Genomic DNA, 24,304 nt, shown 5'->3' with positions numbered 1-24,304 from the left:
ATGAAACACCTACTAGTCATCTGTTTACTCACACTCGCATTATCGAGCTGTAAAGATTCTACAACAACTGCATCCCCATCTTCAGACCTTGTTGAAGATACAAGCGAGATACCTAATAAGAAGATAGATCACCAGTTACGACAAGTTCAAAAAGCCACTATTGCGCCAGAGCTGGACGGAAAGGCAGATGATCCCATATGGAAAAGTGTGAGCTGGCAACAATTAGATCAAAAATGGCTGGGAGATGATTATTCTGCACAAGATTTCGCTGGTCGTTACAAACTTGCTTGGACTCCAGAGGCCTTATATATACTTGCAGAAATTACAGATGACGTAATTTATGATAAAGAAAAAGACCCACTCACCCTATGGTGGGATGATGACTGCCTAGAGATTTTTATAGATGAAGACAACTCTGGTGGTGGTCACCAGTTTACCCACAATGCCTTTGCATATCACGTAGCTCTAGACGGTAATGTGGTAGATGTTGCTCCAGGTAAAATACCTACATTATACAATAGCCACGTACAATCTAAAACTACAACTTTAGGAGAAAATACGATGCTGTGGGAATGTAAGATGACTATTTATGACGCTACTTATAAAGATGGCGGTGTGAACGAGCAAAAAATACTAGCACCTAATAAAAAAATGGGCTTTGCCCTTGCCTATTGTGATAATGATGCAAGTGAAGAGCGAGAGAACTTTATAGGCTCTGTAGCCGTGCCAGGTAAAGATAAAAACAGAGGTTGGATAGACGCAGGTATTTTTGGCACTATTGAGCTCGTGGAGTAAATCTTGAGTTGCTTCGGTTGAGCTGTAAGTTTTATATACACGCTTTCGCGAAAGCGGTCTACACATCAACACATTCTTTACTATCTTTAAAACAAAAATTTATACTTTATATCAATGTTAAAAAATTTACCCACCCTACACATTCCAAATCCAAAACAACTCATCACTACTTCTGTACTTACCGCTTTTACATTTTGCCTTTCTATAGGTACAAGTGTAGCGCAAACAGATACAAGAATTTATGATATCATAGATGCCGTATCTGAAGACAGATTACGGGCAGATGTAAAAAAACTTGCAGATTTTGGAACAAGGCATACTTTAAGTGATACCGTTTCAAACACTCGCGGCATAGGCGCCGCTAGAAGATGGATTAAAAGTGAGTTTGAAAAAACATCTCAAGCTTGTAATAACTGTCTAGATGTTTTTTACCAGAGTGATTTAGTAAAAAAAGGTACAAACCCTCGTATTGTAAAGGATGTAGAGGTAGTAAATGTTGTTGCTGTACAGAAAGGTAGCAAGTACCCTAACCGTTACATACTAATGAGCGGTGATATAGATAGTAGAATTTCTGATCCTACAAATTATACAGATGACGCACCTGGCGCAAATGATAATGCGAGCGGTATGGCTGGTACACTAGAGGCGGCAAGAGTATTATCAAAATATACTTTTGAAAACAGTATCATATATGTAGGCCTCTCTGGAGAAGAGCAAGGACTCTTTGGCGGAAAAGGGCTCGCAGCTTACGCAAAAGAGCAAGGCTGGGAGATAATAGGTATTATGAACAATGATATGATAGGTAATATAGAAGGTGTAGATGGAGTGATAGATAATAGAACCTTTAGAATATTTTCTGAGCCGGTCCCTCCTACTGAGACAGAGAGACAGCGCAACGCACGACGTTTTTATGGCGGTGAGGTAGATGGTATATCAAGACAACTAGCTCGTTTTATTTACAAAACCACAAAGACTTATATGCCAGAGATGAACCCTATGATGATTTATAGACTAGACCGTTTTGGTCGTGGTGGTCACCACAGACCTTTTAACGACGCTGGTTTTGCTGGAATACGTATAATGGAAGCACACGAAAATTATACACAGCAACACCAAGACATACGTACAGAAAATGGAATAAATTATGGAGATACATTTGAGCACGTAAACTTTCCATATAATGCAAAACTTACAGCCGTAAATGCCATAAACCTTGCAAGCATCGCCTGGGCACCTCCTACTCCTAGTAACGTAGGTATAGGTGGTATTGTTGAGGCAAATGCACGTTTACAGTGGGATGCCGTAGAGGGCGCAGTAGCTTATAAAGTGTACTGGAGAGACACTACCTCTCCTACTTGGGATAACTCAAGACTTATCGCAAATGGTACAAGTGCCACTCTTAAAGGTATTGTGATAGATAACTTTTTCTTTGGAGTCGCTGCTGTAGGTAAAGATGGTCACGAGAGTCCAGTAGCATTTCCTAGCACTATTATAAGAGATTAACCTAATACCATATGGACTCAAAATGTGAGTCTGCTTAATAACAACTATATGAAATACACAAAAACCTTATGTATTGTAGGGACTATTTTAGTTTCCGCTTTCGCGAAAGCGCAAACCTCTTTTGATCAAGACATCGCTGCAGTAAAAGATAGAGTAATAGAATGGCGCAGAGACTTTCATCAAAACCCTGAACTAGGAAACAGAGAGTTTAAAACCGCCGAAAAAATAGCTAAACATTTAAAATCACTAGGTATAGAAGTACAAACCGGTGTTGCAAAGACTGGTGTGGTAGGACTTTTAAAAGGAGACTTACCAGGTAAAGTGGTTGCACTGCGAGCAGATATAGATGCATTACCAGTTACAGAACGTAATGACCTTCCTTTTAAATCTAATGTAACTACCACATTCCTAGGTGCCGAAACTGGTGTAATGCACGCTTGTGGTCACGATACTCACACGGCTATACTTATGGGTGTTGCAGAAGTACTGGCTAAGAATAAGGATAAAATAAAAGGTTCTGTAAAGTTTGTCTTTCAACCTGCAGAAGAGGGACCACCACCAGGTGAAGAAGGAGGTGCAAAACTTATGGTGAAAGAAGGCGTATTACAAAATCCTCAGGTAGATGCTATTTTTGGGTTACATATTAATAGCGCTACACCCGTGGGAACTATACGATATAAACCAGGAGGCACTATGGCCGCAACAGAGCGCTTTGTTGTAAAAGTAAAAGGAAAGCAATCACACGGTAGCCAGCCGTGGTCTGGTGTAGATCCTATTCTTATCTCTGCTCAAATTATAGACGGTTTTCAAAGTATTATCTCTCGTGAGAGTAACTTAACAGAAGAAGCTGCGGTAATAACTGTGGGTAAGATAACTTCTGGATTACGTTTTAATATAATACCAGAAAGTGCAGAAATGATAGGTACTGTTCGTACGCTTGATCCAGATATGCGTGAAAAAATCATAAGACGTATGAATGAGATGGCACGCGACATTGCAAAGGCTTACGGTGGTGAGGCAGAAATTGAATGGCAAAATATGACCGTGGTAACCTATAATGACCTGGATCTTACGGCGCAATCATTACCAACACTTCAACAAGTAAGCGGTGCCGAAAATGTACAATTACAGAAGGCAGTTACTGGTGGTGAAGATTTCTCTTTCTTTCAAGAAAAAGTGCCTGGATTTTACTTCTTTTTAGGCGGAATGACTCCTGGAAATAAAGAAGCATTCCCGCATCACACTCCAGATTTCTTTATAGATGAAAGCGGATTTCAGCTAGGTGTAAAAGCCCTTAGTCAACTTACTGTAGACTACCTTTCGAAATAAGCTAAACAAAACACGATTTATAGAGCGTCTCTTCCTTGTGAAGAGGCGCTTTTTTGGTTTTTATTAAGATATAATTATCATAAACAAATGTTAACATCAATGTTACCTTAAGGTAAACTTTAAGACCATTTTTAGTTAAACATTTATTAAAACTCGACGCTTAAAATGTTAAGAAAATTCCTACTTAATGGATTTTCAAATAGTTATAAATGTTAAAGGATTTTTGTAGGAAATTTTAACACAAAATGCGAATTCTTAAATTTATGATAAACTTAGGTTAATTGTGATATGGCATTCTTAACGATTACCCTAATTGAATAATTTTATCGCATCATTAAAAACATACATACATGAAAAAAACTATTATCAAAAAGTATCTGTTTTTGGTTCTTTTAGGTTTTATGGCGCAAGTCACTTTAGCCCAAAAAACAATAACAGGTACGGTGAAGGAACAGAATGGCCCGCTACCAGGAGCCAGTGTTTTAATTCAAGGTACAACTACGGGTACCCAAACTGATTTTGATGGAAACTTCTCTATAGAAGCATCATCAACAGATGTATTAACTTTTAGCTATGTAGGCTTTAAAGAAGTTTCTATTCCTGTAGGAAATCAGACTATTATTAATGTGACGCTAGAAGAAGATAATGCGCTGGATGAGGTCGTTATTGTAGCTTTTGGTTCACAAACAAAAAAGAAAAATGTTCAATCTGTATCTGTAGTTGGTCAGGATGCTATTAAAGATATCCCGGCAAACTCACCACAAGAGTTACTACAAGGTCAAGCAGCAGGTGTACAAGTAGTACAGTCTTCTGGTGTACTTGGAGCAGCTCCTACTATTAAGATTAGAGGTGTCGCTTCAGTATCGTCTGGGTCTAGACCACTATTTGTTGTAGATGGTGTACCACTTAACGATACAGACCTTACATCTAACCAAGGTGCAAACCAAGGTCTTAACCCACTGGCAAACATCAACCCAAATGATATTGAGTCTATCTCTGTATTAAAAGATGCTTCGGCAACGGCTATCTACGGTTCTCGTGGATCTAACGGTGTTGTAATTGTAACTACAAAATCTGGTTCTAAAGGAGGACAAACTACGGTTACTTTGAACGTTAGTACTGGAATCAGTGAGTCTACAGACACATTTGATATGATGAATGCAGATGAGTTTAGACAATATGCTGTAGATGCAAACTACTTTGGTATAGACAACGTTGCAGATCTTCCTCAAGGTGGATTTAACTGGGTAGATGGTGTTACAAGAACAGGAATCTCAAACAATATAGACGCATCTGTAAGTGGTGGTAGTGAGAAAACTTCTTTCTACATAAGCACAAACTTTAAAGATGAAGAAGGATTCATCATTGGTAATGATTTAAAAAGACGTGCTGGTCGTTTAAACATTAACCACACTGCAACAGATTGGTTAGAAATAGGTGCAAACATAGGGGTTACAAGAAATGAGTTTGACCGTGTAGGTGCAGAAAACAGTACGTTTGCTCCACTTACTTCTGCTTATTTAATACGTCCTTGGGTACAACCTAGAGATGAGAATGGAAACCTAGTAAACACTGGATTTATTGCAAACACAATTGCAATTGAGTCGCTAGATATCAACGATTCAGATGTTACAAGAACAACAGGTAACGTATCTGCAAAGGTTTCTTTATTTGAAGGATTGACTTTCAACTCTCGTTTTGGTATTGATAGAGTTCTTGTAGAAGAGCAACAACGTTCTTTTGAGCTTAACTCACCAGGAGGAACAGGATCTAACTTTTATGCACAAGACAACCGTTATATCTTAACAAACACGCTTAACTACGATACTACATTTGGAGATAAGCACGATTTAGGAGCAGTAGCAGGTATCTCTTATGAAGAGAATACAATTAGAACTATTGCTGTTGCAGGTACAGGTTTTGCTAGTGATTCTAGTTTAAACATCGAGTCTGCTGCACAAAAGACTACTACTACATCTAGTGCTACAGCAAACAGCCTTGTAGGTTACTTTGCACGTGTAAACTATGCTTATGATAGTAAATATGTTCTTGAAGGTTCTTTACGTCGTGATGGATCATCTCGTTTTGGAGCAGATAACCGTTTTGGTACATTCTTCGCACTAGGTGGTGCTTGGAACCTTTCTGAAGAAAAATTCTTAGAAGATAGTTCTTGGATTAATAACCTTAAACTTAGAGCAAGTTTCGGTACAACAGGTAACGACCGTATAGGTAACTTCCAGTCACTAGCACTTTACAGTGGTGGTACTTTTGGACAGTACAATGATCAAGCTGGTCTTGCTCCTGTTTCTGCACCAAACCCAGATTTAAAATGGGAACGTTCTAAAGCTTTTGATATAGGACTAGCAGGAGATCTTTTTAACAACAGAATTTCTTTTAGTGTTGATTATTACAAGAAGAGAACAGATGACCTTATCTTAAACCTTCCACTTCCTATCTCTACTGCAGCAGGTACAAATAATACCATTGCTCGTAACGTAGGTGAGATTGAAAACAGAGGTTTTGACGTTAGCCTTACTTCTAATAACTTTAGAGACGGTGATTTTAAATGGACAACAACGCTTAACATAGGTTTCAATACAAATGAAGTAATCTCTTTACCTGGAGCATCTATTGATACAGAAGGAAGAGAGTTTATAGCTGGATCTGCTTCTCAAAGAGCAATCGTAGGTGAGTCTATTAACACATTCTACTTAGTACGTTACAAAGGTGTAAACCCACAAACTGGTGATGCAGAGTGGCTAGACGCAGATGGTAATGCAACTACAAATCCTAACCCATCTACAGATAGAGTTATTGCAGGAGATGCAAACCCAGACTTTGTAGGAGGACTTACAAACACGTTCAAATACAAAAACTTTGACTTAAACGTCTTGACTAACTTTAGTGTTGGTAACGATATCTATGTAGACGGATTACGTTTTACAGATAACGCTGCTTCTGGATCGTTTAACAACAGAGCTGCTTTATTAAATGTATGGCAACAACCAGGTGACAATGCTTTTGTACCTGCTTTTGATAGCCCAACTTTTAACACGTTTGCACAGAGATCTACTGCTCAGTTAAGAGATGGTTCTTTCTTAAGATTTAAGAATGTAACGTTAGGATACACAATTCCTAAGTCTGTATTAGATAAGACTAAACACGTTAAAAACATAAGGTTATATGCTACAGCAACAAACCTTATTACTATAAAAGGAAGCGACTTAGAAGGTATTGATCCAGAGGTAACAGATACAAGTGCTGCTTTAGGACAAGGAGAAACTTTCTTTACTCCACCACAATCAAAGTCTTTCATCTTTGGAGCAACGATCCAATTATAATATAAAACCAAATAACAATATGAAAATTTTTAAATACACACTTATTTTCCTTTTGAGCGTAGGGTTCTACTCTTGTGAGGACGATTTAGACATACTGCCAGAAGACGATCAGTCTCCTGAGCAAGTATTCTCTAGTGAAGCAGGTGCAAACGGTGCACTAGTAGGGGTTTACAGTCTTGCACAGCAAGATGATGTACTTAACGGTACTTCTGCCCTAGCTACAGAATGGCAGTCTGATAATGTTGATTTTGTAGGGTCTTTCCCAACATTTAATGACATTAGAACGTATGACACAAGATCTACAAATACTTCTATACAGGGTATTTATGATGATAGTTATGAAGTAATTAATGCTGCAAACAGAGTAATTGCTTTTGTACCAGAAATTGCAGATGAGACTTTTCTTGAAGAAGATAGAGCAAACATTGTTGCGCAAGCAAAATTTATGAGAGCCCTAGTATACTTTAAGCTTGCAGATCTTTTTGCTCAACCACTTCAAGTAGGTGGAGGTACAAACCTAGCTGTGCCATTAGTAGTTAACCCAGTTAATCCTAGTACGGCTACAGATGAGGAATTATTCCCAAAAAGAGCAACACTTAATGAAGTGCACACACAGATTGAGATTGACCTTGTAGATGCAATTCCTGCACTTACAAATAGTGATAACTCAAGAGCAACGCAAGCAGCTGCACAGCAGTTACTAGCACGTCTGTACTTATATCAAGAGCGTTTTGAAGAAGCTGCTAGCCTATCTAACGATGCGATAAACAGTTCTTTCCAACTAGCGGAGAATTATGAGTTTTACAATGACCAGTCTCCAGAGCACTTATTTACATTAGTAAACACATCTGCAGATGGACAAGACTCAGGAGAAGGATTCTCAGGTCTTACTAACCCAGCTCCTACAGGTCGTGGTGATGCACCATTTACAGATAACTTAATTGCTGCATACCTTGAAGAATTCCAAATTGATGAAGATGGAAACCCACTTCTTGATGATGAAGGAAACCCAGTACCAGATGCTAGATACACAGATCTTATTCAGATAGGTACATCTGCACCAGGTAACGCACGTGTATTTACTGCAAAGTTTCCTGACGGAGTAAACAATGCAGATAACGCACCAGTACTTAGAATTACAGAAGCATACCTTACAAGAGCCGAGGCTAACTTAAGAAACGGTTCATCTATAGGAGCAGATCCTCTTACAGATATCAACCTACTTAGAGCACGTGCAGGTCTTGTAGCACTTACTGCTGTAACACTTGATGATATCTTAAACGAGCGTCGTAAAGAACTTGCCTTTGAAGGGCAACGTAGAATGGACTTGTTAAGAAATGGTCTTGACTTAAGAAGAGCAGGAATGCCTAACGAAGTGGAGAGCGCATTTGGAGCAGATAAAACAATCTTCCCTATCCCGAATAGAGAGATTGAGCTATCTCAACTTGAACAAAATCCAGGATACTAAATCATTTAGATTCCACTAGATGTATTAAATCCCTAGCTAGCCACTAGGGATTTTTTTTGCTCTATTTTCAATAACTATCATTTTATAAAACTGTAGCATTTCATAAATCATTTGTACATTAACCACATAAAACAGCAAATCATACTTATGAAACTAAAACTCGCAGCAGTAGCCTTTTTGGTATTCGCTTTCGCGAAAGCGCAAAACAATCTAGAGCAACAAATTAATGATATAGAATCTAAGGTCATAGAGTGGCGTCGTGACTTTCATCAAAATCCAGAACTAGGAAACAGAGAGTTTAAAACTGCCGAAAAAATAGCCACACACCTCAAATCCTTAGGGATGAAGGTACAAACCGGTGTTGCCAAAACTGGAGTTGTAGGTATACTAGAAGGAAAGCGGAAAGGAAAAGTACTCGCACTACGAGCAGATATAGATGGGTTACCTGTAAAAGAACGTGCAGATTTATCGTTTAAATCTGAAGCAATGGGAGAATATCGTGGTGAGGCAGTGCCTGTAATGCACGCCTGTGGTCACGATACACACATCGCAATCCTTATGGGCGTGGCAGAGATACTTGCAAAAAATAATGACTTTGCAGGAACCGTAAAATTCATCTTTCAACCAGCCGAAGAAGGTGCTCCTCCGGGCGAAGAAGGTGGTGCAGAGCTTATGGTAAAAGAAAATGTGCTTAAAAACCCAGATGTAGATGCCATTTTTGGCCTTCACATAGGGTCTGGGCAAGATGTAAATACCATAGCCTATAAACCTGGCGGAATTATGGCCGCTTCACAGAGCTTTGAGATACATATAAAAGGAAAACAAAGCCACGGCTCAACCCCGTGGACTAGTCGTGACCCTATTATGGCTGCCGTAAAGATTATAGATGGTTTACAAACCATCATATCTCGTGAAATCCCTCTCACAGACGAGGCTGCAGTATTATCTATAGGTAAAATTAATGCGGGAGTACGTAGTAATATTATACCAGAAGAAACACATATAGTAGGTACATTACGTACACTAGATTATGATATGCAAACCTATATTAATAACCGGATGAAGGAAATGGTGCCAGCAATAGCAGCTGCATACCGTACAGAAGCGACTATTACCATACCAGAAGGGTATCCTATTACATATAATGATGAAGACCTAACCGCTCAAATGTTACCATCACTAGAGAAGGCGGCTGGCAAAGAAAACGTACACGTAATAAAAGCAATTACCGGGGCAGAAGATTTTTCATTCTTTCAGAAAGAAGTTCCTGGGCTTTATTTCTTCTTAGGAGGTAAAACTCCAGGTACCACAGAGGCGTTTCCACACCACACACCAGATTTTTATATAGATGAAAGCGGGATGCTACTAGGTGTAAAAACGTTTGTACAAATGACACAAGACTATCTAGGGCAATAACCCCTACTCTAGTATCATACATTGTTATACATTAGACCGTAAATAGCTATAAGTTATTTACGGTTTTTTTATACACAAATTCCTCATAAACTATAAAATTCGTTATATAACTATAAAAATAGTTGTTTAACTATATTTTTCGTTGTATGTTTGAATCATCAATCAAATCATTCGTATACAATCGCTTACAAAGCGCTATTATAAAAATTGTTTCTTATGGATAAACTCACAAATAAAGAAGAACAGGTTATGCACGCTTTATGGAAGCTTGAGCGCGCCTTTGTAAAAGAGGTCGTAGCCGCATTACCAGAAGGCAATCATTACAATACAGTTTCTACCATTATAAGGAATCTGGCAGATAAAGGATATGTAGGGTACCAAGCCTTTGGAAAAACACACCAGTACTTCCCTACTGTGTCTTTAGAATCATATCGTAAGGAGTTTATGGAGACGACTACTCAAAAGTATTTTGGTAACTCGTATAAGAATATGGTTTCCTTTTTTGCCAAAGAAGAAAAGATCTCTGCAAATGAGCTTAGGGAGATACTAGCAATCATAGAAAAAAAATAAGCTTATGGAAACGCTCATACTCCTTGCAAAAAGTGCCTCTATACTCGGGCTCTTCTATGTAATCTACCTAACCGTACTTTATAAAAACACCTTGTTTACCGCAAAAAGGCATTACTTTATAGCCGGTATCATTGCTGCTATTACCCTTCCTTTTATAGAATTTACACGTGAGATTGAGGTGATTATACCCTCACAACCGCTTGTGATGCCCGCTCTGGATAAAAGCTCAGTAAGTACAGCACCCATCGCTGTAGCATCGCAACCTATAGAACAAGCTATAAACTGGTGGCAAGTACTTGTAATAATATATATAATAGGTATCTGTATAATGCTCTTTAGGCTTTGTGCGCAATACATATCCTTAAGACAGCTCATTGCATCTGGCAGTCGCAGCACAAAAGGGCACTATATATTTGTAGCGGTTACAAGAGCGATAAGTCCGTTTTCTTTCTTTTCAAAAATTGTTTACAATCCTGCGCTTCACACTAAAGAAGAACTAGAGATGATTATCGCTCACGAAAAAGTGCACGCACAACAAAGGCACTCTCTAGATATGCTCTTATCTCAAATAACGCTTGTGGTACAATGGTGTAACCCCTTTGCCTGGTTGTATAAAAACAGTCTTGAGCAAAATCTAGAATACCTAGCAGATCACCAAGCTATACAAGAAATTAAGAATCCAAAACAATATCAACGCACGCTGGTACAGGTCTCATCCCCCTCATTTGCCCCAGCACTTACTAATCAATTTTATCAATCATTTATCAAAAAACGAATCGTTATGATCAATACACCACAATCCCACAAAAACAATCTTTGGAGGTTATCACTTATCATTCCCGTGCTTGCGCTCTTTATGTACTCTTTTAATGTAAAAGAAGTGACTAATTATGTGGAGGAGGATAATACCGCTTTCGCGAAAGCGGAAAAAGACACCACCTATACAAATCAAGGTAGAGATGTTTTCTTTATAGATAGCAATACCACTCCGGCAAAACTAGATCGAATAGAAGACTATGTATCAAACCACTGGGAGAACGTAGCCATTAAGTTTGACAAAAGAAAATTCAATGCGAAAAACACGCTTACTGGTTTCTTTCTACAAGCGAAGTTTGAAAACCAAGAGGCTTTTACCAATAAATTCTCTTTTAATGCAAAAGAAAATACCTCTTGGGAAGGCTATAGCCTAATGATTAATACTGAAAAGGAGATTGTTGTAATGGAGCAAAAAGATGGCACATTTATAAACATCACTCCAGATAAAACAATCATCACAGATGAGAAGCTTGCTGTAAATACAGAAAAAACAGCAGCTCAAGAAAATAATATGACAAAGGATGCACTAGGTCCTAATCCCGTAATAGTTGTGAATAATAACGTTGTACTGGGACAAGAAAAAGAGAAAAGAGTCACAGGTGATAGTATCACAAGCTTACCTCCTGCTCAAGCTATCAAAGCCTACGGAACTATTGCACAAGACGGTGCGCTCATTGTACACAGCAGTCTAAAAGCAGACACCTCACGAGTAGTATCGCGTATAGTACAAGAAACTTATAACTATATCATTACTAAAAACACAACAGACAATGAGATTGATGCGCTCAGTAAAGTAATGAGAGAAAAGCACAACGCTACTCTCAAGGTGAGTGGTATTAAAAGAAATAAGAGTCAAGAGATTACAAGTATTGTAATTAATCTCATAGATGATAAGGGTAATAATAAGAACTATACCTTACAAACACCTAACCCTATTAATGATATTTACATCTATAAGGATGAAAATGGTTTTACAGGTATGGGTAATGTAAATATGAATAAAGGTTCAAAAGCTTCATATGACAATTTGAGAGCTCAGATGGAAGAACGTCGTAAGGCTTTATTGAGCAATAGAGATAGCCTACGCGCCGGTATGGAGCTTCGTAAGCAAGAACTACGCGCTCGTATGGATGAACGTAGAAAACTGCAAGGCCGTACACAAAGCGACTCTATGCGCCAGTACATAATGGCTAGACGTGATAGTATGAAAATGCAAATGAAAGAGCAGCGTGAGGAAATTAAATTAAAAAGGGTAAAGCTTAAGAAAAATAAAACATTATCTCGTGAAGAAGATATGATAAAACGTGGTGGGCTTGATAAAGCAATCTATTACATAAATGATAAAGAGGCTTCTAAAGAAATGATAGATGCCTTAGATCCTACATTTATTAAGAGTGTTACTGTATATAAAGGTGAGAAAGCAATTAAGCTTTATGGAAAAAAAGGAAAGAACGGAGTAATTCAGATAGATACCACCTATTAAATATATCCTCAATTAGTATTTAAGTCCACTTTCCATCAGAAAGTGGACTTTTTTTATGTGCTGTTTTTTACAAGAGTCTCTTGTAAAAAACTGGACAAAAATGATGAAAACACCATTTTAAGCGTATTTATAGCCCTTTTTCCTCTACAGATTTTCAAAAGAGGTCAAAAACCCTCTACAAAACTAACAGATACGGCAATATCAATCAGCACAGGTTACAGTTACCAACACAATCGGAGATAGTTGCATTACACATATAAAGTATTGTTGTTTTTTTAGTTACAATATTGCTGTTAATTTCATTAAAAACTTCTTTTCTATTTGTTTTATCGAGCTCAAGGTGACTTCTTTGCTTCATCAATAACAAACAACGATACAATTACTAATCAAAATCTCACTATTATGAAAACGCCAGTCCACACTCAGAAACAAGTAAAAACAAACAAAGTATTAGGTCTATATACCATCTTTATGGTAAGCCTTAGCATCTCTTACATTGTAACTACCTTTTTACAACTAGGTAAGTAATAATAGTAATCATCAATCACATTCATCAATTAATCACATTCATCAATCAATTTTCATTCATCAATCAATTTTTTAAATAATCATTTTCAATCCAAACCCATTCATTATGACACAAGTAATCATTACCATTTTAGAAATACTTATAGGATAATATATCCTGCGCCTCCTGCCGCATCTAGCATCCCAACTGCTAGACGCATAAGGACCGCATAAAAGCACACGTATATAGTTGTATTTAACTATTATAACCTGTAGCAGAATTAGCCAACTAATAAAGCCGTAACGCATTGCGTTACGGCTTTCTAATTTATATATCTTTGTCTAGATGTCTACTTTCTATAAAACACTAGCAAAACTCAATAAAGCAATCTTACCATCGTATTCTAAACGTGGTCTTGACCTTACACAAGCCACAAAGTTTCAGCTTGCCATTATAGGCTATAGAACGTGGGTTACAAAAAGAGCGTTAGGTTAAATTTTTTCGGCAAGTGCTTGTGCGCTTATCGCTCCGTGGCTGTCAGAATACACAGCGGTTCCATTCTTAATCAATATAATCTGCGGGCTCTGGTGCATTACCTGAAATTTATATCCCACCTCATTAGATACTTCTCTGTACGCCTTAAGATCTAAGTAATAGATATCCAGCTGGTTTGGATCTATATTATATTGTGCCTCTAGCTGGCGTATTGCCATACGGCTTATACCGCAAGTTGTAGAATGCTTAAATATCGCCTGTGGCTTGGTTTCAGAATCTTTTGCAATTTGATCCAGTTGCTCGAGAGTGGTAAGTTGTTTCCACGGCATTGGTGTTTTTTCCTCTTGAGGTTCTTTATCTCCTCCAAAAATCGAATTAAATATTCCCATTCTTCAATATGCTTTTATACAAAGGTAGTCGTTGTGTTTGTGTTACGCTTTCGCGAAAGCGTAAAATAGTTCTTAAACAAGTCATAAAGTCAGTTAATTCAAGCCTTTACAAGACATTATGTCGCAATACCGTATTGGAACAATACTTGACTATTGTCTCTCAAAAAAAGTACAACCAGAAATCATTAGCAAGCGCTTTACAGCAAGTAATGGTCTCTTAAAACATATGAAATGAATATTAACAATTTTACGATAAAGTCGCAGGAGGCCATACAGCGAGCACAGCAAATTGCTCAAGAGCTAGGTCACCAGCAAATAGAAAATGAGCACATTTTTAAAGCCATTTTTGAAGTAGATGAGCACGTAACGCCTTTCTTGCTTCAAAAACTTGATGTAAATGTGCCTTTATTACAGCAAATTTTAGACAGCACCCTTGAGAGTTATCCTAAGGTGTCTGGTGGTGATATAATGCTAGGGAGAGAAGCAAATAAAGCAATCACTCAGGCTAATATTATTGCCAAAAATATGAACGATGAGTATGTCTCTATTGAGCATCTCATACTCGCTATTTTCGAGACAAAAAGTAAAGTAGCCCAAATCTTAAAGGATCAAGGTGTCACTGAGAAGCACCTGCAAGCTGCTATTACAGAAGTGCGCAAGGGTAACCGTGTGACCTCACAAAGTGCAGAAGAGACGTATAACTCACTAAGCAAGTATGCAAAAAACCTTAACGAACTAGCACGCACAGGCAAGCTAGACCCCGTGATAGGTAGAGATGAAGAGATACGTCGCATCTTACAGATTTTAACACGTCGTACCAAGAACAATCCTATACTCGTAGGAGAGCCAGGTACGGGTAAAACCGCCATTGCCGAAGGTCTTGCGCATAGAATTGTAGATGGTGACATCCCAGAAAACTTGCAGAACAAGCAAATATTTGCGCTGGATATGGGAGCGCTTATTGCGGGTGCAAAATTTAAAGGAGAGTTTGAAGAACGTCTTAAAGCAGTTATTAAAGAAGTAACAGAAAGTGATGGAGACATTGTACTCTTTATAGATGAGATTCACACCCTGGTGGGAGCCGGTGGTGGTCAAGGTGCGATGGATGCGGCAAACATTTTAAAACCTGCCCTTGCTCGTGGGGAGCTGCGCGCCATAGGTGCTACCACGCTTGATGAGTATCAAAAATACTTTGAAGCAGATAAGGCCCTGGAGCGTAGATTCCAGAAGGTAACCGTAGATGAGCCAGATACAGAGAGTGCTATTTCTATCTTACGTGGTATCAAAGACAAGTATGAGACACACCACAAGGTGCGTATTAAGGATGATGCTATTATTGCTGCTGTAAAGTTATCACAGCGCTATATTACGAGTAGATTTTTACCAGACAAGGCGATTGATTTGATGGATGAAGCTGCCGCAAAAATGCGAATGGAAATCAACTCTAAGCCAGAAGAGCTGGATGTATTAGACCGTCGTGTGATGCAACTAGAGATTGAGATTGAAGCGATAAAGCGTGAGAAAGATGAAGACAAGCTCAAAAGCCTACGTGCAGATCTAGCAAACCTTAAGGAGGAGCGCAACGATCTTAACGCACAGTGGCAATCTGAAAAGGATATTGTAGAGAGTGTGCAAAGTGCAAAACAAGACATAGAAAACTACAAGCTAGAAGCCGAAAAAGCAGAGCGAGAAGGAAACTATGGCCTGGTAGCAGAGCTACGTTATGGTAAAATAAAAGAGGCTCAAGAGCATCTTGAGGAGCTACAAAAGGATCTTGCAAGTCAAGCAGATACTTCGCTTATTAAGGAAGAAGTAACTAGCGAAGACATTGCAGAGGTAGTTGCAAAATGGACAGGAATCCCAGTGCAAAAAATGCTACAGGGAGAACGTGAGAAGCTACTCAAGCTAGAAGACGAGTTACACAAACGTGTGGTGGGACAACGTGAGGCTATTGTTGCCGTGAGTGATGCCGTACGACGCAGCCGTGCAGGATTGCAAGATCAGAAAAAGCCTATAGGTTCGTTCTTATTTTTAGGAACAACCGGTGTTGGTAAAACAGAACTTGCAAAGGCACTTGCAGAGTACCTCTTTGATGATGAGAATGCGATGACGCGCATAGATATGAGTGAGTATCAAGAGCGTCACAGTGTGAGCCGTCTGGTGGGAGCGCCTCCGGGATATGTGGGATATGATGAAGGTGGCCAGCTTACGGAGGCCGTGCGACGTCGCCCCTACTCTGTGGTGTTGCTCGATGAGATTGAGAAGGCGCACCCAGATACGTTTAACGTGTTATTACAGGTGCTTGATGAAGGTAGACTCACAGATAACAAAGGCCGCACTGCCGACTTTAGAAATGCCATTATCATAATGACTTCAAATATGGGTAGTCATATCATAAAAGAGCGTTTTGAGACCATTCCAGATGTAGATGCTGCAATGGAGTCTGCAAAGGTGGATGTGCTAGGATTATTAAAACAAAACATACGTCCAGAGTTCTTAAATAGAATAGATGACATTGTAATGTTTAGTCCGCTTACGCGAAAAGATATACGTGATATTGTAAAACTGCAGTTCAAGGGTATTAGAAAGATGCTCTCACAGCAGAATATCACGCTAGACGCAACAAAGCAAGCCATAGACTTCCTTGCCGAAGCAGGTTTCCAACCAGAATATGGTGCAAGACCTGTAAAACGAGCAATGCAGCGCGAGGTGCTTAACCAGTTGTCAAAAGAAATTTTGAGCGGTAAAGTAGCATCAGACAGTGTGATACTTGTAGACTCCTTTGACGACAAACTCGTCTTTAGAAACGAAGGAGAACGCACAGGAGAAGAAGAATAAAGATTAATTGATAATTATATAAAGTGGATATCTAGCAATAGGTATCCACTTTTTTTTGTGGTTAAAAATGACTACCATAAAAACTTGATTAACTAAGATTAGAACAATCTTCCTAATTTATCATTGAGTGGAATAGTTAAATCAATAAATTCAAAATTTAAATTATGTGATTTCTTCAGAGGCTCAATCATTTTAACTAAAGATTTTCTATCCTTCGTTATGTAAGCATCAATTTTCCTATTATGAATTTGAGAGAATAGCTTAATATCGTTTATGATAACTTTTCTTTGTTCTGATTCCCTTAAAGTTTCATTCCCTTTAAGCTCTAAAAAAAAGCCACCAGCAATTTTAGCATCTGCATAATCAAATTCTACTAGCCTAAAAGTATTAAGTGAAAGTAAATTGTCTGGATTATCACCAACTGCATATTCACTAACTACTATAGTTGAAAGAAACATTTCTATTCCATTTTCCAAGAAATACTCGAAGTAATCTTTTGCATTTTGATGATATTCATCATCCGATTTTAATAATCGAATACAAAAGGAATTATCTAAAAGAACATTTCTTATTCCTTTCATATTCCATCTGTTTTTAAATCATCAATCCAAGAGTCAACATTTGTAATTTTATTCAAATTTACAGAAGCTTTTTCAATAACCTTTTCTAATAGAGACTTATTAAATACAGGCTTGTATTGTATAAATTCAAGTAATTCTAAATCCGACAATTTTTCATCTTTTAAACTTTTCTTACCCCTGACTTTTATTCCATAAGGTTTGTAAGTTTTCTTTTCACCATTCATTATCTGCTCTTTTGTTGCAGAAACAGTTAGATTACCAAATTTTTTAGTGCTAATATGCAAATTCGGATTTTTACCACCTTCTTGATAAATTTCACCATAAAGATAAAATTCACTTTCATAAAAAGTTGGAGCAATCATTTCGAAATTTGTAGAATAATCAATCACTAAAGATGAATCTTTAGAAATTGAATTGTTAAACTCGATTACATAACCTTCCTTAACTGCTCTTTTTTGAAACTTATCAATTATTGATTGTCTTTTATAATCTAGAAAATCAAGATTATTACGACTTCTAATCTCCGTAGTTAAACCATTAAATAATATGACAGCTGTAATTGGCAGAAAGAATTTGTGCTTTGCAGAACCTTCTTCAATGTCATAAGAAATGTGTGGTCGATTTTGTTTTTCTTTTCGATTGGGATATAAAAAAGACTCGACATCTGATATAAAGTCTTTTACCTCATTGATATCAATATCTTTAGGACTTAAGGAATTATCCTTATTTGTCACTCTCAATTCTATATAACCTTGTTCTTCCACGATTCTAAAATACAAATTTACTTAATATAAAATAGTTTAGCCTCAATATAAAAGAGTTTAAAAAAGTATACTTCGGCAATACTTAGTTAAGGGTTCTAGGCTAATTTCAATCCATAATTCACATCCCAGAACCATCCTCAATTTATCCTTTCGCGAAAGCGTCATCTTTCTCAAATACTTGTATATTTAAACAATCAATAAAAAAACAATCAAATAGGCTCAACAGCAGTTCCAATAGTCAACGAAGTTGTACTCGCTTTATGAAGTGACCTGTTGAAAGCAATTTAAGAAATAGAGTTATGGGATTATTTGATATTTTCAAATCTAAGAAAGAGATTAAATCTGATTATATCCCTGGGATGGGTGAATTAATTTTTTCTGCCGAGCATAACGAAAATGCCTGCCGAGGGAAAATAAATCTTACAAATTTAGAATACAAAACTGAAATTGTTTTTCCATCGGACAGTAATAATATAACCGACTATCAATTAGCCTACTTCAAAAGAATTAATGATAATATTAAGGATATATTAGATTTTGCATCTAAAATGCCAAATTCAAAAATTGTATTATCTAAGTGTAGAGTAGATTCTGTTTCAATACCTAATCGAGAAAATAATAGTTATGATATGGATGCGGAAATAGTCGTAACTCAAAAAGAAAAGGCCAATATTTATGGAAGGACTATTTATTCTTTGATAATGGATGAACTAAAAGTCGCTAAAATTATAACCATTGTATAACGGCTTACAACAAAGAACTGAGTTAAAAAAAACAAACTTACTTCGGGTGCGCTCAGCACAAGCAGTTGAGCTACCTTCAATCTATAATTTTCTTCGTAGAGTCTTCCTGATTTAACCCTTTCGCGAAAGCGTCATCTTTTTAATAAACGTATCTTAAAAAATCACACTGAATTATAAAATTCGTTCGTGTGATTGTATATTTGATAGTATCAAATGATAGTATCAAAAATGAAACCGCCTTACGAAATAACATCGTCTATTTTAAAGCTAATCACTTCTATTTCAGAAAAAATAGGAGAAGTTAATGCTAGTTATCTAGACAGACCTTCTCCTAAGCTGAGAAAGCAGAATAGAATAAAAACGATTCATTCTTCGCTTAAAATAGAAGGAAACACGCTTACAGAAGAACAAATCACAGCCCTTTTAGAAAATAAAAGGGTGATAGGTCCTCAGAAAGATGTACTTGAAGTCTTGAACGCCATTAAGATTTATGAGAATTTAGAGCAATACAAACCTTCTAATGAAAAATCCTTCTTAAAAGCCCATAAAGCTTTGATGGAAGGGTTAATTGAGAAATCTGGAATATATAGAAAACAAGGTGTTGGAATTGTAAAAGGATCTAAAGTTGAGCATCTAGCTCCTCCTTTTGAAAATGTGCCTTATTTAATGAAAGACCTCTTTGAGTATCTTAAAAAGTCTGATGAAATTGAATTGATTAAAAGTTGTGTTTTTCATTACGAAATGGAGTTTATACATCCATTTTTGGATGGAAATGGTAGAATGGGAAGATTATGGCAAACATTAATTTTGATGGAGAAATATCCAATCTTTGAGTTTTTGCCTTTTGAAACCCTAATTAGTAAAGATCAAGAGAAGTATTACAAAGCGCTGGCTGAGTCTGATAATGCAGGGAAATCCACTGCCTTTATTGAATATATGCTCAATGTAATTCACACTTCAATTAGTGAATTGTTAGATTTTAACAACCGAACATTAAGTGCAAAAGACAGACTAGCCTACTACGTCACCCTGGATAAAACCGAATTTACTAGGAAAGATTATATGGATACTTTTAAAGACATCTCTTCTGCGACGGCAAGTAGAGATTTAAAAAAAGGAGCTGAATTAGGTTTGTTTGAAAAAATTGGAGAAAAAAATAAAACAATTTATCGTTTGAAATAACTGAGCACGACTAAAATTTGTTTAATTAAATAATTCGGATTCTAATTCGAACTCGAGTCTTCACCCCTATTTCAATTAATAATTCACATCCTAGTACCTTACTCAACAAAGGCTTTCGCGAAAGCGTCATCTTTCTTAAATACTTGTATATTTAGACAAGCAATTAAAAAACAAGCACACGTAAAATGTATCTTCAAATCAGACTAAAATAAACCGTTTCTTATGCAGTGGCTCAAATCACCATATCCTTTGTTACAAAACACTAGATACAAGTGGTTATTTGCATTATTGTCAGGCGTTTTTGTTTACCTGTTTTTAATAGCTTTTGGACCTTTTGGTGCGGGACAGTCTATAAATTATAAATATGCATTCTTAGCGGGTTTTGGAGTTTCCGTTTTTCTGGGTGTTTGTGTAACCTACTTTGTTCTACCTAAATTATTTCCGGCATTTTTTCGTCCAGAAAAATGGACTATAGCAAAGGAAATTATATTACTATCAACCTGCATCTTGATAATAAGTACTTTTAATTCCTTTCATTACTACTATTGGCGAGGTGATGGTGCCTTTTATAAAACCTTTTTTAGTTTTCTTAAAATCACTACTTCAATAGGGATTTTCCCTATTGTAGGTTTAATCTTTTTTACAGAACGTACACTTTCAAAACAAAACCTCAATAAAGCACAATTACTTTCTACTAAGCTACAACACCCAGCTGTAGAAGAAACGGTTACAGTACAAATACAAGAAGAGAGTGTAAAAGCAACGCCTATTGCAATGCAATTATCGCAGTTTATATATGCACGATCAGAAGGGAATTATGTGACGATATTTTATCTAGATGAGAGTACGCTTTCGCGAAAGCTAATTAGGCTTTCTTTAAAACAGCTTGAACAACAATTTGAAAATCACTCTCAGGTAAAACGTTGTCACCGCTCCTACCTTATTAATACGGAACATATAATAGCTATTGATGGTAATGCAAGATCGCTCACTATACAACTAGATAAAGTACCTACGAGTATTCCCGTCTCTAGATCTTTTTCAAAAGCCGACTTTTACTAGCCTTCCCGTTCATCACAAAAGTGGCACATACGTCCCATTTTAATATAACGTATTGATTTACAGTATATTTTTGGGATAAATAAATTTTAAAACATAGACTTATGAAAAATCGTATTCACATCATCTTACTCTCAATGGCAGGAATCTTGTTACTAAGTAGCGCTGCACGTATGGAATTAAACAAAGGAAATTCTGATCTTAAAGTACAACTTAATGAGGTGGCCACTTATAACCCTGTGAGGGAAACAAAAAATCTTGAAGTGTCTGAAGCTGCTGTTGCGTGGCATATGGATCATATTTATTTAATGGTCAATCAATTATATAAAGCACTCGCATATTCTGATGAAAACAATTATAAAGCAGAATCTAATATGGCACGTGATTATGTCTTCACTAATAATATGCTGCCTAGGGGAAAAGCTACTGCACCAGAGGCTGTAACACCAAAAGGAAAAATAACAATCGAAATCTTACAAATGCATTATGATGAAGCGCTTGCAACAGTTGAAAAGTTCCCTACACTTGAAGAAAATAAGCACTTTAATCATCCTATTCTTGGAACATTGAATAGAGATGAAACCATTAAGTTTCTCGCTATTCATACAGAACATCACCTTAAGATTATACGCGATATTTTAGAAGACAAGTAGTTTTCTGATTGTTTTATGAAGTGCCAATTGCTATTTTGAAATACAGAGGTGACTGCATAGTTGATTTTTACAAATCTCTAAACCTAAAATGGCTCACTTGAATTTAAAAAATATTGTAGCACATGTATAAACTATTTACATAAGAGTTTTAAATTATTAGGTGACACATTATAGGCTTTACCAAAAAAGGGTAAGCCTATATTCTTTCTTAAATACTCGTATATTTAAAGAATCAATTGAAAAACAAAAAACAGGTACTACCGCAAGGCTTGTACTGAGCTTGTCGAAGTATGCCACACTCACTTTATGTAGTGTTTTTGTTGTGCAACAAGCTGAAGAAATGAAACTAAAAACAATAATATTAGCAATGGGAATTCTATCATTTCTATTTAGTTGTAAAAAAGAGAATAGATATACAGATAAGCACGGAAACGTGATAATTGAAAAAGGTGACGAAACTTTCATAATTCCAGCCGAATATGAAAAGACTGGAGCGGCTTATAAAATATTTTTACGAAATGAGACTGATAGAACAGTTACGTTAGAAAATAAATTCACTTTAAAGCCGAATGAAGAAAAAATATTCGAATTTGTAGACACGGATTCTATTCTATTTGATTTTGGAGCTAAAATATTTTTTGGAGACACTGGACTTGAAGTCAATGATAAAAAAGGCGACTTAGCTGGAATTGGCGGTGAATATTGGGATAAGTACAAAGTACCTGATGATGTGGAATATGGATTTGTAATAGTTGCACCAGGTAAAGGAGATATACCGACGGAATAAAAAAAAGGAAGTTGCCAACAATAAACTAAGCTGTATTCCAAGTGTATTTTTTGATTAATTTCTTGCATAATTAGGATTATAAAAATAAAGTGCAGCTACACTAAGGCACGATAAATGTATATAGGTGCGTGTTTGATAGCAATAGCTATCTTTGTAACACACGCCTATGATGATGAAAAAAATACAATGCTTATTTATACTCTTCTTTGCGCTAGCGCTTAACGCGCAAGAAAACTACTACGTTTTTCATGGTGATACCTATAATGAGGAGGCTTTTCAAGCCAAACTAAAATCTATTGAGCAGGTGTATGGTGCGCAAGGAAATTGGAAATACACAAAAGCCAACTTCAAAGTTCGCCATTCTCGTGTGCGACAAGACTCCATTATACAAGAGGTCGAGGTGATGCTATCGCAATCTAATAGCGCTCCTCTAGATATTAATGTAGGTGTGAATGGTTTAATTAATAAACCCCTACCCGACTTTCAGCTGCAAGATCTTGCAAACGGGCTTAAGTCTAAGGATAGTTATAATGATAAAATTACACTCATTAACTTGTGGTTTACGAGCTGCCCTCCTTGTATCGCAGAGATTCCATATCTCAATGACCTTAAAAAGCAATATGAAGATCGTGTAAATTTTGTAGCCATCACTTTTGAACCAAAAAGCAAAATCGACGCTTTTCTAACTAAGAAACCTTTTGATTTTGAGCACCTAGTAGATGGTGCCAGCTATTTAAAACAGGATTTAAAAACAAATACCTATCCTAAACTTGTATTTATGGATCGTAGTGGTACCGTACGTTTTGTAGAAAATGCAGTGATGGCTCAAGGAAGAGGCCCAGCAGCAGAGGTTACAGAAATTCTTAAGGAACACCTAGATTACTTACTCGCAGATAACTAATGAAAAACACCCCAGCCCCAACTCCAGATTACTCCCCTCAAGAGGAACGTCTTAATATATGGACACACGGTTTTGGTTTTGTAGCAAGTGTATTTGGGTTGATATTATTTTGCTTTCGCGAAAGCGTAACTACAACCGCCACCATAAGCCTTATCGTTTTTGGAATAAGTTTATGTGTGTTATACTTTGCCTCTACAGCTTATCATAGCGCGACAAAACCTTTACGTAGAGCAAGACTTAAAATATTTGATCACGCTGCAATCTATGTACTCATTGCGGGCACATACACGCCTTTTACGCTAGTTACTCTAGATGGCGCTACTGGGTGGTGGATTTTTGGGATAGCCTGGTCTATCGCTCTCTTTGGGATTATATTAAAACTCTTCTTTACCGGACGATTTGATATCCTTTCTACTATCCTTTATGTGATGATGGGATGGCTTATTGTTTTTGCATATAAACCATTACTAGCAAATCTTGATCCTGCTGGTGTGCAATGGTTATTTGCAGGAGGTATTTTATATACGATAGGGGCTGTACTTTACAGTATATCCCGCATTCCTTATAACCACGCGATTTTCCACGTATTTGTATTGGGAGGATCTTTTGCACATTTTATGGCGGTCTACTTTTATGTAGGAGTTGCTTAGACCATAAAGAGCCAGTAGTTTTACATTATATAA

The 24,304-nt window shown here is 37.0% G+C and carries 21 protein-coding genes; 18 read left to right on the top strand and 3 right to left on the bottom strand.

The window, feature by feature from the left end; translation table 11 throughout:
• The 10 genes from ABVM49_RS11560 to ABVM49_RS11515 all read left to right on the top strand — a co-directional run bounded on the left by ABVM49_RS11560 (nucleotide 1) and on the right by ABVM49_RS11515 (nucleotide 13,724).
• Nucleotides 1-795, top strand: a complete 795-nt coding sequence (locus ABVM49_RS11560; RefSeq protein ID WP_405202043.1) for a sugar-binding protein — start codon at nucleotides 1-3, stop codon at nucleotides 793-795.
• A gap of 114 nt (nucleotides 796-909) precedes the next feature.
• Complete coding sequence (locus ABVM49_RS11555; protein WP_405202042.1) at nucleotides 910-2,298, top strand: M28 family peptidase; 1,389 nt, start codon at nucleotides 910-912, stop codon at nucleotides 2,296-2,298.
• A gap of 48 nt (nucleotides 2,299-2,346) precedes the next feature.
• A complete protein-coding gene (locus tag ABVM49_RS11550) occupies nucleotides 2,347-3,627 on the top strand; it encodes an amidohydrolase (RefSeq protein ID WP_405202041.1) in 1,281 nt (426 codons plus the stop codon).
• Nucleotides 3,628-3,977: 350 nt separating this feature from the next.
• Entirely contained in the window at nucleotides 3,978-6,968 is a 2,991-nt protein-coding gene (locus ABVM49_RS11545) for a SusC/RagA family TonB-linked outer membrane protein (protein ID WP_405202040.1), read from the top strand.
• 19 nt (nucleotides 6,969-6,987) lie between these two features.
• Nucleotides 6,988-8,436 carry a RagB/SusD family nutrient uptake outer membrane protein gene (locus ABVM49_RS11540; protein WP_405202038.1) on the top strand — a complete coding sequence of 483 codons (1,449 nt, stop codon included), beginning with the start codon at nucleotides 6,988-6,990 and terminating at the stop codon, nucleotides 8,434-8,436.
• 147 nt (nucleotides 8,437-8,583) lie between these two features.
• Complete coding sequence (locus tag ABVM49_RS11535) at nucleotides 8,584-9,852, top strand: amidohydrolase (protein ID WP_405202037.1); 1,269 nt, start codon at nucleotides 8,584-8,586, stop codon at nucleotides 9,850-9,852.
• Between the two features lie 216 nt (nucleotides 9,853-10,068).
• Nucleotides 10,069-10,422 (top strand): BlaI/MecI/CopY family transcriptional regulator, encoded by a 354-nt coding sequence (locus ABVM49_RS11530; RefSeq protein WP_405202035.1) that lies wholly within the window; start codon nucleotides 10,069-10,071, stop codon nucleotides 10,420-10,422.
• A gap of 4 nt (nucleotides 10,423-10,426) precedes the next feature.
• On the top strand, nucleotides 10,427-12,721 hold the full coding sequence (locus ABVM49_RS11525) for a M56 family metallopeptidase (RefSeq protein WP_405202034.1): 2,295 nt from the start codon (nucleotides 10,427-10,429) through the stop codon (nucleotides 12,719-12,721).
• Between the two features lie 402 nt (nucleotides 12,722-13,123).
• The gene (locus tag ABVM49_RS11520) at nucleotides 13,124-13,249 is read left to right on the top strand and encodes a hypothetical protein (protein ID WP_262485470.1); all 126 of its coding nucleotides are present in this window, start codon (nucleotides 13,124-13,126) and stop codon (nucleotides 13,247-13,249) included.
• Nucleotides 13,250-13,574: 325 nt separating this feature from the next.
• The gene (locus ABVM49_RS11515) at nucleotides 13,575-13,724 is read left to right on the top strand and encodes an SsrA-binding protein (protein ID WP_405202032.1); all 150 of its coding nucleotides are present in this window, start codon (nucleotides 13,575-13,577) and stop codon (nucleotides 13,722-13,724) included.
• On the opposite strand, the gene ytxJ is transcribed toward ABVM49_RS11515, so the two are convergent.
• Nucleotides 13,721-14,113: a bacillithiol system redox-active protein YtxJ gene (ytxJ, locus tag ABVM49_RS11510; protein ID WP_405202031.1), complete on the bottom strand. Its 393-nt coding sequence runs from the start codon at nucleotides 14,111-14,113 to the stop codon at nucleotides 13,721-13,723. The two genes, ABVM49_RS11515 and ytxJ, sit on opposite strands and share 4 nt — an antisense overlap.
• A 231-nt stretch (nucleotides 14,114-14,344) precedes the next feature.
• Here ytxJ and clpB point away from each other — a divergent pair, with 231 nt between their 5' ends.
• A complete protein-coding gene (gene clpB, locus ABVM49_RS11505; protein ID WP_405202029.1) occupies nucleotides 14,345-16,951 on the top strand; it encodes an ATP-dependent chaperone ClpB in 2,607 nt (868 codons plus the stop codon).
• 98 nt (nucleotides 16,952-17,049) lie between these two features.
• On the opposite strand, the gene ABVM49_RS11500 is transcribed toward clpB, so the two are convergent.
• Both ABVM49_RS11500 and ABVM49_RS11495 read right to left on the bottom strand, forming a co-directional pair.
• The gene (locus ABVM49_RS11500; protein ID WP_405202028.1) at nucleotides 17,050-17,532 is read right to left on the bottom strand and encodes a hypothetical protein; all 483 of its coding nucleotides are present in this window, start codon (nucleotides 17,530-17,532) and stop codon (nucleotides 17,050-17,052) included.
• Nucleotides 17,529-18,296 (bottom strand): hypothetical protein, encoded by a 768-nt coding sequence (locus tag ABVM49_RS11495; protein ID WP_405202027.1) that lies wholly within the window; start codon nucleotides 18,294-18,296, stop codon nucleotides 17,529-17,531. The genes ABVM49_RS11500 and ABVM49_RS11495 overlap by 4 nt, the downstream gene beginning before the upstream one ends.
• 299 nt (nucleotides 18,297-18,595) lie before the next feature.
• Here ABVM49_RS11495 and ABVM49_RS11490 point away from each other — a divergent pair, with 299 nt between their 5' ends.
• From ABVM49_RS11490 to ABVM49_RS11460, 7 genes are all read left to right on the top strand, one after another.
• A complete protein-coding gene (locus tag ABVM49_RS11490) occupies nucleotides 18,596-19,039 on the top strand; it encodes a hypothetical protein (RefSeq protein ID WP_405202026.1) in 444 nt (147 codons plus the stop codon).
• A gap of 228 nt (nucleotides 19,040-19,267) precedes the next feature.
• Entirely contained in the window at nucleotides 19,268-20,221 is a 954-nt protein-coding gene (locus ABVM49_RS11485) for a Fic family protein (protein WP_405203676.1), read from the top strand.
• 222 nt (nucleotides 20,222-20,443) lie between these two features.
• Nucleotides 20,444-21,283, top strand: coding sequence for a LytR/AlgR family response regulator transcription factor (locus ABVM49_RS11480; RefSeq protein ID WP_405202024.1), 840 nt, complete (start codon nucleotides 20,444-20,446; stop codon nucleotides 21,281-21,283).
• A 101-nt stretch (nucleotides 21,284-21,384) separates the two neighbouring features.
• The gene (locus ABVM49_RS11475; protein ID WP_405202022.1) at nucleotides 21,385-21,933 is read left to right on the top strand and encodes a DinB family protein; all 549 of its coding nucleotides are present in this window, start codon (nucleotides 21,385-21,387) and stop codon (nucleotides 21,931-21,933) included.
• A gap of 340 nt (nucleotides 21,934-22,273) precedes the next feature.
• Nucleotides 22,274-22,720 carry a hypothetical protein gene (locus tag ABVM49_RS11470; protein WP_405202021.1) on the top strand — a complete coding sequence of 149 codons (447 nt, stop codon included), beginning with the start codon at nucleotides 22,274-22,276 and terminating at the stop codon, nucleotides 22,718-22,720.
• A gap of 166 nt (nucleotides 22,721-22,886) precedes the next feature.
• Nucleotides 22,887-23,621, top strand: coding sequence for a TlpA family protein disulfide reductase (locus ABVM49_RS11465; RefSeq protein WP_405202020.1), 735 nt, complete (start codon nucleotides 22,887-22,889; stop codon nucleotides 23,619-23,621).
• Nucleotides 23,621-24,271, top strand: a complete 651-nt coding sequence (locus ABVM49_RS11460) for a hemolysin III family protein (protein WP_405202018.1) — start codon at nucleotides 23,621-23,623, stop codon at nucleotides 24,269-24,271. The genes ABVM49_RS11465 and ABVM49_RS11460 overlap by 1 nt, the downstream gene beginning before the upstream one ends.
• Nucleotides 24,272-24,304 lie beyond the last annotated feature (33 nt).

It is taken from the genome of Dokdonia sp. LLG6352-1, from assembly GCF_045055815.1.
In the GTDB taxonomy this organism is placed as follows: domain Bacteria; phylum Bacteroidota; class Bacteroidia; order Flavobacteriales; family Flavobacteriaceae; genus Dokdonia; species Dokdonia donghaensis.
This window is presented reverse-complemented; position numbering and strand designations above follow the sequence as displayed.

Coding starts and splice junctions, on each gene's coding strand:
- ABVM49_RS11560 (WP_405202043.1), top strand. CDS start 1: ATGAAACACCTACTAGTCATCTGTTTACTCACACTCGCATTATCGAGC.
- ABVM49_RS11555 (WP_405202042.1), top strand. CDS start 910: ATGTTAAAAAATTTACCCACCCTACACATTCCAAATCCAAAACAACTC.
- ABVM49_RS11460 (WP_405202018.1), top strand. CDS start 23,621: ATGAAAAACACCCCAGCCCCAACTCCAGATTACTCCCCTCAAGAGGAA.
- ABVM49_RS11535 (WP_405202037.1), top strand. CDS start 8,584: ATGAAACTAAAACTCGCAGCAGTAGCCTTTTTGGTATTCGCTTTCGCG.
- ABVM49_RS11485 (WP_405203676.1), top strand. CDS start 19,268: ATGAAACCGCCTTACGAAATAACATCGTCTATTTTAAAGCTAATCACT.
- ABVM49_RS11500 (WP_405202028.1), bottom strand. CDS start 17,532: ATGAAAGGAATAAGAAATGTTCTTTTAGATAATTCCTTTTGTATTCGA.
- ABVM49_RS11520 (WP_262485470.1), top strand. CDS start 13,124: ATGAAAACGCCAGTCCACACTCAGAAACAAGTAAAAACAAACAAAGTA.
- ABVM49_RS11490 (WP_405202026.1), top strand. CDS start 18,596: ATGGGATTATTTGATATTTTCAAATCTAAGAAAGAGATTAAATCTGAT.
- ABVM49_RS11540 (WP_405202038.1), top strand. CDS start 6,988: ATGAAAATTTTTAAATACACACTTATTTTCCTTTTGAGCGTAGGGTTC.
- ABVM49_RS11465 (WP_405202020.1), top strand. CDS start 22,887: ATGATGATGAAAAAAATACAATGCTTATTTATACTCTTCTTTGCGCTA.
- ytxJ (WP_405202031.1), bottom strand. CDS start 14,113: ATGGGAATATTTAATTCGATTTTTGGAGGAGATAAAGAACCTCAAGAG.
- ABVM49_RS11550 (WP_405202041.1), top strand. CDS start 2,347: ATGAAATACACAAAAACCTTATGTATTGTAGGGACTATTTTAGTTTCC.
- ABVM49_RS11470 (WP_405202021.1), top strand. CDS start 22,274: ATGAAACTAAAAACAATAATATTAGCAATGGGAATTCTATCATTTCTA.
- ABVM49_RS11525 (WP_405202034.1), top strand. CDS start 10,427: ATGGAAACGCTCATACTCCTTGCAAAAAGTGCCTCTATACTCGGGCTC.
- ABVM49_RS11480 (WP_405202024.1), top strand. CDS start 20,444: ATGCAGTGGCTCAAATCACCATATCCTTTGTTACAAAACACTAGATAC.
- ABVM49_RS11545 (WP_405202040.1), top strand. CDS start 3,978: ATGAAAAAAACTATTATCAAAAAGTATCTGTTTTTGGTTCTTTTAGGT.
- ABVM49_RS11515 (WP_405202032.1), top strand. CDS start 13,575: ATGTCTACTTTCTATAAAACACTAGCAAAACTCAATAAAGCAATCTTA.
- clpB (WP_405202029.1), top strand. CDS start 14,345: ATGAATATTAACAATTTTACGATAAAGTCGCAGGAGGCCATACAGCGA.
- ABVM49_RS11530 (WP_405202035.1), top strand. CDS start 10,069: ATGGATAAACTCACAAATAAAGAAGAACAGGTTATGCACGCTTTATGG.
- ABVM49_RS11475 (WP_405202022.1), top strand. CDS start 21,385: ATGAAAAATCGTATTCACATCATCTTACTCTCAATGGCAGGAATCTTG.